The sequence below is a fragment of the Lachnoanaerobaculum sp. ICM7 genome, assembly GCF_000287675.1.
Taxonomy (GTDB): domain Bacteria; phylum Bacillota; class Clostridia; order Lachnospirales; family Lachnospiraceae; genus Lachnoanaerobaculum.
In genome coordinates, this window is record NZ_ALJL01000024.1 from 123,341 (window position 1) to 134,441 (window position 11,101).

The following is an 11,101-nucleotide window of genomic DNA, read 5'->3' on the forward strand; positions in this document are numbered from 1 at the left end:
ATATAATCAAAGCATCTCATAATGTTCTTTTACATACTCTATAAACTCATATATATCTTTAGATACCTCTTCCATTTCGCATGATCCCAGTGCTCCTAAATCATTTTTATATATGGTATCGTCCGAGTCCTTTTTTATAAAGAAAGCCAAATCCCCGTCCTGTCCTATCATAAAAAAATCAGGCTCATATTCAAAAACCTCATATGTCAGATTTCTTTCCGGCAAGTCTTCTTCTTCATAAAGTATCACACCTGTATCTCCTACTGAAAATCCTTCACTTCCTCTTATTTCTTTTAAAAACTTTTCATACATTTTTGGAAGTTTAAAATTTATATTATCCATAGTATTACCTCGTATTTTATAGTTCGAACTTTTTCCAATCATCTACTGATTCTATTATCGGTATCAGACTGTCAATTTCAAAATATTCTTTTTCAATAGGGTCGGCATAACCGTCAACAATCAATACTCCGGTGCATCTTATATTAGCATTATCATCTTTTATCTCTATAATTTCAAGCCTATATGAGACCATAGGTTCCGACTCATAAATATAAAATGTATCTTCTCTTTCATCACATTCTTCCAATGTATTTACACTAAAAGTTTCTCCTACAAGATCTTTTGCACTGCTTTTGTTTGAATCTATACTGTTTATACAAATAGACGGTATTATAATTTCACCTCTAAAATCGCCCTCTTTAAAACCTATATCTACAGACCACTCGCCGCTATCTTTATCAAATATAAGGCAACTCTGCCTGTCACTTAAATCATCTTCAAAACGGTACTTTTCACCTATCTTCAGCATTTTATACTCCTTTTTAAATATATTATATAATTTCTATTCTAACCTTTCCTCAAAACTAACCCCGATACATGGCCATTTTTTTAGAAATATCCAATTTTTATCTGTTACTACTTTAAGTATATCTGTATCAAACTTCTTTATTTCTTCTATATTTGTTATCTCACCGCTGTAAACCGTACTCTTTTTATATGAAATATCTATACTCATATAGTCCTCATAACATGATAAAAACGCCATTATTCTAAGATTATCTTTTTCATATGAATACCTGCAAAATCCCGCCTCTTTTTCAAAAAGATAGGAAGGCTCACTTTCAAAAAATTCAAAAAAATCAAGTTCATCATATTTCATATACATTCACCTCACACATATCTACTCTACTATATCACTAATATACAATCTGTATCTACTGTACTTTTTATAAAAAAAGAACCGGCAGTGCCGGTCCTTAGTATGTTAACTTTATTTGATACCCTGATCCTTCTTTACCTCTTCCAGCTCTGCAAATACCACATCGTTTATTACCTTGATGTAGGTACCCTTCATGCCGGATGACCTGCTTTCTATTACTCCTGCACTTTCAAATTTTCTTAGTGCATTTACTATCACCGATCTGGTGATTCCTACTCTGTCAGCTATCTTACTTGCTACAAGCACACCTTCATTGCCGCTAAGCTCTTCAAAGATATGTATTATAGCTTCAAGTTCTGAAAAGCTTAATGTTGATATAGCAGACTTCACAATAGCAATTTTTCTATTTTCTTCCGCATTCTCCTCATTAACACTTCTCATCATTTCAAGTCCTACCACTGTTGTACCATACTCACTAAGTATTATGTCATCTATATCAAAGCCCTTCTCCTCTTTGTAAATGAATACAGTACCAAGTCTTGAACCTGCAATATCAATCGGGCTGATAATAGCCTGAAATCTGTTTACATTTTCCTCGTCAAATCCAAGTGTTGCAAGATTAACATTTTCTTTTGTGGACAATATTGAGAGCAGTCTTTCATTCAGCATTTCATCTATAAAGCCGCCTACTTTATCAGCAATCAGCTCTGTAATCTCAGATGTACCATTATGTGTTCCAACTCCTAATACCTTTCCCTTTTTACTAATAACAAGACTATTTGCCTCGAGTATTTCTGATAATACCTCACATATATCATTAAACACTACTTTCTGTGAATTATTATTGTGTAATAACTTGTTAATCTTTCTAGTCTTATCCAATAATTGTACACTCATTCAAGAAAACCTCCCCTTAGAAAACAACGTATTTTCAATAAAGCTCACATTTAAATTTTAGCACAATTTGAATAAATGTACAACTTTTTTATATTATAATTCATATTATTTACTTATCTAAACTTATGTAATCCAAATGATATATTATTCCAATATAACACTTTATTTAAAATAACTGAATAAAGTTGTCAATTTTATATATAATCTGATAATAATATTCAAAAAGGCGAAGTTTTCACCTCGCCTCACACAATTTATAATTCACTATATATTTCCTTGCCATGTACATACACAGCTTTTATATTTAATGACTTATCCATCAATACCAGATCCGCATATTTTCCTTCTTCAATACTTCCGACTTTATCGTAAATTCCGATTTGTTTTGCAGGATTTATCGTAGCGGCAGCTATAGCATCCTCAAGTCTGATATGCATATCCTGTACAGCCCTCTTCATACATTCAAAAAGATTTGTAACCGAACCTGCAATAGTACCGTCCTCAAGTACGGCCTTTCTGCCGGTAACAAACACCTTCTGTCCGCCAAGAGTATACTCTCCGTCACTGAGTCCGCATGCTCTCATACTGTCACTTATAAGTATAACCCTCTCGTCTCCGAACATCTTAAATGTAGCTCTTACTACAGCAGGATGAATATGAATACCGTCACAAATAAGCTCCACACATACTCTGTCATTATCAATAGCCGCACCTATCACTCCGGGTTCTCTATGTGTAAAAGGTGGCATAGCATTGTAAAGATGTGTAACATGAGATGCACCCTCTTCAAATGCCTTTACCGCTGTATCGTAATTTGCCATAGTATGTGCAATAGATACTACGACATTGTCCTTTACACCTGCTATAAAATCCATAGCACCTTCACCCTCAGGAGCGATATCTACAAGCTTAATAAGATTTCCCGACAACTCATTCAATTCATTGAAGAAGTCAATATCGGTATTTAATATATACTTTGATGACTGAGCACCTTTTTTTGCCTCACTTATAAAAGGGCCTTCCATATTTATACCCACAAGCTTGGCACCTGTATCGCCGTCATATGCGGCAGCCTTTTTCATGATTTCTTTAAGTTCATCTTTAGAAATAGTCATGGTGGCAGGACAAATACTTGTCACACCTACTTTAGCCTCGTATTCAGCTATATTCTTTATTGTATCTTCCTTTGCATCACAAAAATCATCACCCATACAGCCATGGAAATGTATATCTATAAGTCCCGGTATTGCATAAAGTCCCGTAGCATCCACCTGCTTCTTGTCATCTTCCGGTGAAAATCCTAGATTCATAAATGAGCTTTCTGAAAACTTCTCACCCGAGATATGAATCTCTCTGTTTCTGAACACTCTGTCCGGATCAAACACTATCGCATTTTTTATAAGCATGACAAAGCCTCCGTATCACCTATCAGAATAAAATCATTGTGTAACTGCAATATAGATGCAGGTACCTTAGGTGTAATAGGTCCGAAGAATGCTTCTTTTACAATTTCAGCCTTTCCCTTACCGTTTACTACCATCAGTACACGCTTTGCTCTCATAATGCTTCCTATACCCATAGTATATGCCTGCTTAGGAACATCATCTATACTTGCAAAGAATCTCTTATTAGCCTCTATCGTACTCTCTGTCAAATCTACCACATGAGTCTTGTCGATAAATTCGTCACCCGGCTCATTAAAACCGATATGTCCGTTATTGCCAAGTCCGAGAAGCTGCAAATCTATTCCACCGTAATTTTTTATAATATTTTCATAATCCTGACCTGCCTTAAGTGCATCAGGCTCCATACCGTCAGGTACCTTTGTATTATTTTTATTTATATTTATATGGTCAAAAAGATGTGAATGCATAAAATAATAATAACTTTGATCATTATCCTTTGTAAGACCTCTGTACTCGTCAAGGTTTACAGTCTTAATTTTACTGAAATCAAGTCTGCCTGCCTCATATCTTCTTACCAATTCTTCATAAGTGCCTATAGGTGTTGAACCTGTAGCAAGTCCAAGTACGGCATCAGGCTTTAAAAGTACCTGCGCACCTATTATGTCTGCCGCCATTTCACTCATTTCTTTATAATCTTTTGCGCATATAATTCGCATATTGCACTCCCCCCTATGCCAACTGTGATTTAAACTCTTCCTTTGCCTTATCAAGCGCATCCTTGATACCTGCAGGATTCTTTCCGCCGGCCTGAGCGATATTCTGTCTACCGCCACCGCCACCGCCTACAAGTGTAGCGATTGCTTTGATAATATTTCCTGCATGTGCTCCTGCCTTAAGTGCATTATCACCTGCCATACATAAAAGATTTACCTTACCGTCAACATCTGATGCAAGTACAACCATACCTTCATCAACATCATTCTTAAGCTTGTCACCAAGATTTCTAAGCTCGTTCATTTCAACGCCGCTTACCTGCATTGCAATGAATTTGATTCCGTTTATTGTTTCAACATTTTCGGTGCTGTCTCCAAGTGCCTCACTTGCAAGTTTTGCTTTAAGCTTCTCATTCTCAGACTTAAGAGCTTTCATCTCATCAAGCAAGCTCTCAGCCTTTGCAACAAGTTCGGATTCACCTGTTTTTAAAAGCTCAGCTACTCTTTGCATTCTGTTCTCTATATCCTGATAGAATTCGATAACGCCGTCACCTGTAAGAGCTTCTATTCTTCTTACACCTGCTGCAATACCGTTTTCTGAAAGAATCTTGAAAAGCTTTATATCCGATGTGTTATGTACATGAGTACCGCCGCAAAGTTCCTTTGAGAAGTCTCCCATGCTTACAACTCTTACATCGCCCTGATATTTTTCACCAAAGAGTGCCATAGCGCCGCTCTTTTTAGCCGACTCCACATCCATTACATCTGTAACTACCGGAAGAGCTTTATTTATCTCTGCATTTACAAGTGCCTCTACCTCTGCAATTTCTTCTCTTGAAAGGCTCTTAAAATGTGTAAAGTCAAATCTTAGTCTATCTGCGGCAACATAGCTTCCTGCCTGCTCCACATGGTTTCCAAGCACTTCTCTAAGTGCCTTATGTAAAAGGTGAGTTGCTGAATGATTTGCAGCTGTTTTCTTTCTGTTTTCAGAATCTACAACAGTTTCCACTACATCGCCAAGCTTAAACATTCCCTGACTTACAAATCCCACATGACCGATCTTATCACCTGCAAGCTTGATAACATCCACTACATTAAATACTGCGTCATCTTTTCTTATAACACCGATATCCGCATTCTGACCACCCATGGTAGCATAGAATGAAGTCTTATCAAGGATAATTGTTCCATGATCACCCTCTGCAATAGCCTCAACTATTTCATCCTCTGTAGTAAGTGCGGTTATCTTACCTGTATCAAGAAGACTGTCATAGCCTTCAAATACTGAGGTAAGTTTCGGATCAAGTGACTGATATATGGTAACATCGGCTCCCATATAGTTTGTAGCTTTTCTGGCTGCTCTTGCCTGATTTCTCTGAGCCTCCATAGCCTTATTAAATCCTGCCTCATCTACGGTGAAGCCCTTTTCCTCAATTATCTCTTTTGTAAGATCGAGAGGGAAACCGTAAGTATCATAGAGTCTGAATGCATCCTCACCTGAGATTACCTTTTCACCGCTCTTTGCAAGATTCTCTTCTATCTCTGCAAGAATTGAAAGTCCCTGATCTATGGTCTTATCAAACTTGTTCTCTTCCTCTGTAAGAACCTTAAGGATCATCTCCTTCTTTTCTTCAAGCTCAGGGTAACCGTCCTTTGAAAGCTCTATTGCCGTATTTGCAAGAGAAGCCAAGAAAGTATCCTTTATTCCAAGCATTCTTCCATGTCTTGCAGCTCTTCTTAAAAGTCTTCTGAGTACATATCCTCTACCCTCATTACTTGGCATAATACCGTCTGAGATCATAAATGTACATGATCTGATATGGTCTGTAATAAGACGGAGTGATATATCCTTTTTTGCATCCTCTTTATATGATGTCTTTGCCAAATCCGCAACTCTGTCAAGCAGGTTCTTTATAGTGTCAACCTCAAATATGGACTCTACATCCTGAAGCGCTACCGCAAGTCTTTCAAGTCCCATACCTGTATCTATATTCTTTTGGATAAGCTCTGTATAATTGCCCTTTCCGTCCGAGTTAAACTGTGAAAATACATTATTCCATACTTCCATATATCTGTCACAGTCACAACCTACAGTACAGCTTGGCTTTCCGCAACCGTACTTTTCACCTCTGTCATAGTATACTTCCGAACAAGGTCCACAAGGTCCCTCTCCATGCTCCCAGAAGTTATCCTCTTTTCCGAACTTAAATATTCTTTCAGCCGGAATACCTATCTCTTTATTCCAGATCTCAAATGCCTCATCATCCTCTAAATATACTGAGGGATATAGTCTGTCTGCATCAAGACCTGCCACCTCTGTTAAAAATTCCCAGGTCCATGCGATAGCCTCATGCTTAAAGTAATCTCCGAAAGAGAAGTTTCCAAGCATTTCAAAGAATGTACCATGTCTTGCAGTCTTTCCTACATTCTCAATATCTCCTGTACGAATACATTTCTGGCATGTACATACTCTTCTTCTAGGCGGTATCTCCTGACCTGTAAAGTACGGCTTGAGCGGTGCCATACCTGAATTGATCAATAATAGTGAATTATCATTATGAGGAACCAAAGAGAAACTCTTCATTACCAAATGTCCCTTGCTCTCAAAAAAGTCAAGGAATTTCTTCCTTATTTTGTTTACCCCGTTTTCACTGTTAAAATTTTTGTTACTCATATATCTGTTATTTTCCTTTTCTCATATCTCTTGCTTTTTTGCCCAGCTTTATACCTATAAAAGCTAAAATTCCAAAAATGATAGCCTTAATTAAACTTCCTATAAATGATGATAAAAAAACAGCCATAATACACCTCACTTATTCTTAGGCAATGCCTTCTATTTTCATAGACAAAACTGCTTTTATAATATCACAATAATGCCTAAAACTCAATGTCCTTATTGTAATGGTAAAATAATAAAAAAAGCGATGCCCACATAAAGCATCGCCTTCTTGAAAGTAAATATTTACTATTTAACAATCAGATTTTTAGGATCATATAGTTCCAAGATTTTATTTTTCATAATACCTTTTTTTCCTGCATGATTTGGAGAAATTGTTAAATCTTCTCTATTATTCTCTGAATCATTTCTTTTTTCTTCTACAGAATTTGTGGCATTACTGTCTGTAGCAAGTCTCTGCTGTGCAGCCATATCTCTGTTTGCCATTCTAAAGCCGCTTTGGTCTGCAAAGGCTTTTTTAACAGCCTTTTTTATAGCAACTGATGACACCGTTGCACCGCTTATACTGTCTACAGAATCAATTTCAGATGCTTTCTTTCCGACAAAATCAGGCAACATTCTTAATGCATTTGACCAGAATCCGGCATTATTTCCCGGGCTTGTTTCATTGTCTTCTACACTTACAATAACTCCGGTCTTTTTATTGAAGGTTACTCTGAGGCTTGCATAGTATCCGAACATTGTAACATTCTCTACAACATCTTTTACTATATTGTCCTGTCCTTCTTCTTTCTCTTTTACTTCACCAAGTTCAAACTTAAAGCTTGTGGAGCAGTATCCGTCTTTTTTATTTGCATCTTTTAAGATCACTGTATACTCTCCCACACCGGTGTTTTCCGTACTCTTAATTGAAAGAGTTTTATTTGTTTTATCAAATGTATAATCGCTTCCTTCAACAAGTTTCTTGGCATTATCTTTTGAACCGAAGAATAAATCTCCGATCTCATATCCTTCATAAGGCATTTTTCTCATATCAAATGTTACATCTGCCCCGTTTTCCGCACTAAACTCTGTTTTTGATGCTATAGCAGGTATATGACTGCTGCGAAGTCTCTTAGGAATATATAATTCCAATCCGTCTATCTCAAACTTCTTGTGATCACTTAATAAATATGTAATTTTGTAAATCTTATCACCCAGTAATGAAGCAAAACGCTTATGTGCTAAATTACCACCATATTTGCCCATCTCCACTGAGAATGCAAGCTCACCGTCATCAATAATATTGTCAACATGTGATAATCCGAAAACTTTAGCATTTCTCTTACTGCTTCCCGCCTCAAATGTTACACCGAGTACATTCTTATCAGTCTTTATTTCCTCAGGCAGACCTTCGAGGTTGATTTGATAATTTCCATACTCGCTTTGATCTGTGAGTGAAACTCTTACATCTGAAGGATTTGCATTTATTTCAGGAGTATTCTCACTTGCCTTCATTTCGGAGATTGTAGAATCATAATTAATAACCTTATAAGTAGGCAATTCCGCTTTTGTAACCTCTCTGCTTATTCCTGTAACGGAATCCGGAGCAGTCATACTTGTAATTGCCGGAATAAGTGCTGTATGATTTTCCGCACCTACAGCAGCCAAAAGTTTTACCTTTGCATACAAGTCGGCATCTACCTGAACCGGTGTTTTAACTCCCTTAATCTTATATCCTGTTTCGGTTTTGTCAGTGTAAGCCGCTGTGGCAAATTTGCCGTAGCTTCCTATTTTTGAAGAACTTACCGAATCATATCTTCCTCCAAAACTCATCATTTGCAATGGAGTAGGCTCCTGTCCTATAGTAGGATCACCTCCGAATGAAGGCGCAGTTCTTATAGCTAAAAGCTCTCTTAAATAGAAGTATGAGTATGGGAAATCAGCAGTACCGTATAGATTTCCTGTAAGTTTTTGATCATCCTCCACATAGTAGTATACCTTAGGTACATATGGATTTCCTACCAAATTAGCCTTATTGGTTACATCCTTGCCATTTACAACAAATGTCATATTCGTATTTTTAGGATCATACTTTTTGTAATAATAAGTATGTATCTTTCCGTCCACTACCAGATCCAATTTATCCATATTGGTTTCTTCAGATACGGGTGGCTTAGGGAATGCATCCTTTACGGCATTTTTAATGGCATTTGATGAAAGCGTTGCCCCTGTAACGGCATCAACGGTATCAACGTTGTCCTTTGTTTTACCTACAAGTTTACCAAACATTTCAAGTGACATATCCCAGTAACCTCTGTTATGGGTATTTCCCGGATTTGTACCGTCATCTTCAACCTTTATAATTTTTCCTGTTTTTTCATTATATGTTACCAAAACTTTTGCCTTATAGAAGAAAGTCTCCATCTGAGCCTCTCCCTTTGCAGTCTTTATAGTTTCGGCTTCACTTTCACCACCTTCGTATTTAAACCTTAGTCCTATACTTCCGTTTCCAAACTGCGGGCTGTGATAATCTACAAGTTTGATATTTAAGATATTGTCGCTCTTTGTAAGGCTGTAATTAAGCTGTATGCCATCGGAATCAAGTACTTTTACTGTAAATGTATCCTCACTCCATTTATTCTCATACTTTTTAGGTATTGTAACATCCAGCACTAAATGTGCATTACTTCCTTCAAACTCCTGCTTTGTAATACCTGTTTTATTGTAAATAAGTTCCTGCTTATCATATAATTCAACTGCAGCCGGTAATACATGCTCTTTCTGTGGTGTTTCCACAAACTTAAAGCCTATCCATACATAGCCGCCGCTTTCATGGAATGCTCTGTAGTTGGCAAAGTCCACTTTAAGTACAGAGTATTTCTTTCCTACCTTGCTCTCAAGTAATACTCCATCCTCATTATAAGCTTTTACAGTGAATGTATCCTTAGTCCACTTTTCATACTCTTTCGGTATCTCAACATTAAATATCTTTAAATAACCTTGAGCTTCTCTAAACTTATTAAAGTCTACATTTACTGTTGTAAGCTTCTTCTCGCCTGCATAAAGCTCAATCTTTGCAGGTACCTGTTTCTTTGGATCGGATACATTTACTGTAAATGTTTTTTCTACAGTCTGTCCGCCTATAGTCTTTTTGATAGTGATTGTTTTCTCACCTATATCAGCACTTGTAAATACATATCCGTTATCAGGATCTGAGGTGAATCCTCCCGTCTTACATGCTTCCCAGCCTACAAATGCCTTATTGTTTCCGTTCTGTGTAACGGCATTTATCTCAAGTCCTCCGATTTCAAGGCTGTCTCCTACATAGTAGTTCTTCTTTATAAGCTTTGTCTCAAGTGCAAATGATGCTATCTCAGAGGTATCCTTTGATACATCAACTATTACCGCATATACATCATATCCCCATGCATCATATCCCGGATGGGCTATCTCTTTCATATTGAAGCGCCACTGTGAAAGATCTCTGTCATACTTTGCCTTTCCGAGTTCTTCCGCTCCTGCAAAGATTGTCATTTCTTTTATCTTTCCCTTAGCTTCAACTATATAGCGATATTCATCCTTACTTAATGTGATATCCTTTGTTTCTCCGCTCTCATATGAGATAACTATCTTATCAGGATATTTTTTACCAAGTTTCTTTCTTACCTGAATCTCACTTTGTATATCTATAAGAGAATCTGCATTCTTAAAATGTACATGCACAAACTCAAGTAATGACGGCAATGCGCTTCCATGTAGAGGATCGGTAACTATTCCATACTCTTCAAACTCTGAAGGTGTTATTTCTTTTACCTCTCCACCCTTTAAATGAAGCTTAAGCACTGTTTTTGAAAGATCAAGGCTCTGACCTGTTGCAACACTGTCAGGTCTTGTTTTAAACTCAATATAGTCAATTCTTTGAACCTTTTGGTCTTTTTTAAACTTCTTTGATCTTTCAAGGGCATTCTCCACAGCACTTACATGTCCCTGTGCTGTTTCTGTTGCTCCGCTGACTGCATCAAAAATCTCGCCTTTTCTCTCACTAAGCTGCTTTTTGATTCCGTCAATATTTTCAAGTCCCTTAAACTTCTCAAGAAGATAATCTCTCTTTCTTTCATAGCTTCCCGCTATCTTATCATCATCTGTATATACTACAGAATCTACCTTCTCGATTTTTCCGTCCTTTATAGTTACCTTAACGATATTTGAACCTCTTTGAAGCTTATATCTGCTCCATGTAGCTGTTCCATACCATTCACCGTCC

At 37.0% G+C, this 11,101-nt stretch carries 8 protein-coding genes; all 8 read right to left on the reverse strand.

All coding sequences use genetic code 11. The features are described from left to right. Nucleotides 1–6: 6 nt before the first annotated feature. Complete coding sequence (locus tag HMPREF1140_RS08955) at nucleotides 7–342, reverse strand: hypothetical protein (RefSeq protein WP_009663448.1); 336 nt, start codon at nucleotides 340–342, stop codon at nucleotides 7–9. Between the two features lie 16 nt (nucleotides 343–358). Then, nucleotides 359–811, reverse strand: a complete 453-nt coding sequence (locus tag HMPREF1140_RS08960; RefSeq protein ID WP_009663468.1) for a hypothetical protein — start codon at nucleotides 809–811, stop codon at nucleotides 359–361. Between the two features lie 33 nt (nucleotides 812–844). Continuing rightward, nucleotides 845–1,162: a hypothetical protein gene (locus HMPREF1140_RS08965; protein WP_009663530.1), complete on the reverse strand. Its 318-nt coding sequence runs from the start codon at nucleotides 1,160–1,162 to the stop codon at nucleotides 845–847. Between the two features lie 111 nt (nucleotides 1,163–1,273). Next, nucleotides 1,274–2,059, reverse strand: coding sequence for a GTP-sensing pleiotropic transcriptional regulator CodY (gene codY, locus HMPREF1140_RS08970; RefSeq protein WP_009663471.1), 786 nt, complete (start codon nucleotides 2,057–2,059; stop codon nucleotides 1,274–1,276). Between the two features lie 254 nt (nucleotides 2,060–2,313). Further along, nucleotides 2,314–3,465, reverse strand: a complete 1,152-nt coding sequence (gene nagA / locus HMPREF1140_RS08975) for an N-acetylglucosamine-6-phosphate deacetylase (protein WP_009663476.1) — start codon at nucleotides 3,463–3,465, stop codon at nucleotides 2,314–2,316. Further along, nucleotides 3,456–4,181, reverse strand: coding sequence for a glucosamine-6-phosphate deaminase (gene nagB / locus HMPREF1140_RS08980; protein WP_009663456.1), 726 nt, complete (start codon nucleotides 4,179–4,181; stop codon nucleotides 3,456–3,458). Before nagB ends, nagA begins: the two co-directional genes overlap by 10 nt. A gap of 13 nt (nucleotides 4,182–4,194) precedes the next feature. Then, nucleotides 4,195–6,852, reverse strand: a complete 2,658-nt coding sequence (gene alaS, locus HMPREF1140_RS08985) for an alanine--tRNA ligase (RefSeq protein WP_009663426.1) — start codon at nucleotides 6,850–6,852, stop codon at nucleotides 4,195–4,197. Between the two features lie 291 nt (nucleotides 6,853–7,143). Further along, nucleotides 7,144–11,101 (reverse strand): FMN-binding protein (locus HMPREF1140_RS08990; protein ID WP_009663506.1); only part of this gene is annotated, 3,958 nt, incomplete at its 5' end.

Excerpts from the sequence above, each read along its gene's own strand:
- nagA (WP_009663476.1), bottom strand. The coding sequence starts at position 3,465 with ATGCTTATAAAAAATGCGATAGTGTTTGATCCGGACAGAGTGTTCAGA.
- nagB (WP_009663456.1), bottom strand. The coding sequence starts at position 4,181 with ATGCGAATTATATGCGCAAAAGATTATAAAGAAATGAGTGAAATGGCG.
- HMPREF1140_RS08960 (WP_009663468.1), bottom strand. The coding sequence starts at position 811 with ATGCTGAAGATAGGTGAAAAGTACCGTTTTGAAGATGATTTAAGTGAC.
- codY (WP_009663471.1), bottom strand. The coding sequence starts at position 2,059 with ATGAGTGTACAATTATTGGATAAGACTAGAAAGATTAACAAGTTATTA.
- HMPREF1140_RS08955 (WP_009663448.1), bottom strand. The coding sequence starts at position 342 with ATGGATAATATAAATTTTAAACTTCCAAAAATGTATGAAAAGTTTTTA.
- alaS (WP_009663426.1), bottom strand. The coding sequence starts at position 6,852 with ATGAGTAACAAAAATTTTAACAGTGAAAACGGGGTAAACAAAATAAGG.
- HMPREF1140_RS08965 (WP_009663530.1), bottom strand. The coding sequence starts at position 1,162 with ATGAAATATGATGAACTTGATTTTTTTGAATTTTTTGAAAGTGAGCCT.